This is a genomic window from Photobacterium sp. GB-36, from assembly GCF_003026135.1.
Lineage (GTDB): Bacteria > Pseudomonadota > Gammaproteobacteria > Enterobacterales > Vibrionaceae > Photobacterium.
This window is the reverse complement of record NZ_PYNY01000083.1, coordinates 1-639: the sequence shown is the minus strand read 5'-3', so window position 1 is coordinate 639 and position 639 is coordinate 1. Positions and strand designations below refer to the sequence as shown.

At 54.5% G+C, this 639-nt stretch carries 1 rRNA gene; it reads right to left on the bottom strand.

The annotated features are described in order from the left end of the window. Nucleotides 1-639: ribosomal RNA gene (locus C9J46_RS21415) — 23S ribosomal RNA — on the bottom strand; the annotation flags it as partial.

The following is a 639-nucleotide window of genomic DNA, read 5'->3' as shown; positions in this document are numbered from 1 at the left end:
CAGCACTTACACACCCGACCTATCAACGTTGTAGTCTTCAACAACCCTTTAGAGACCTTAAAGGTCTAGGGATGACTCATCTTGAGGCTCGCTTCCCGCTTAGATGCTTTCAGCGGTTATCGATTCCGAACTTAGCTACCGGGCAATGCGTCTGGCGACACAACCCGAACACCAGCGGTTCGTCCACTCCGGTCCTCTCGTACTAGGAGCAGCCCCTCTCAATCATCCAACGCCCACGGCAGATAGGGACCGAACTGTCTCACGACGTTCTAAACCCAGCTCGCGTACCACTTTAAATGGCGAACAGCCATACCCTTGGGACCGACTTCAGCCCCAGGATGTGATGAGCCGACATCGAGGTGCCAAACACCGCCGTCGATATGAACTCTTGGGCGGTATCAGCCTGTTATCCCCGGAGTACCTTTTATCCGTTGAGCGATGGCCCTTCCATTCAGAACCACCGGATCACTATGACCTGCTTTCGCACCTGCTCGAATTGTCATTCTCGCAGTCAAGCGGGCTTATGCCATTGCACTAACCTCACGATGTCCGACCGTGATTAGCCCACCTTCGTGCTCCTCCGTTACTCTTTGGGAGGAGACCGCCCCAGTCAAACTACCCACCAGGCACTGTCCGTAA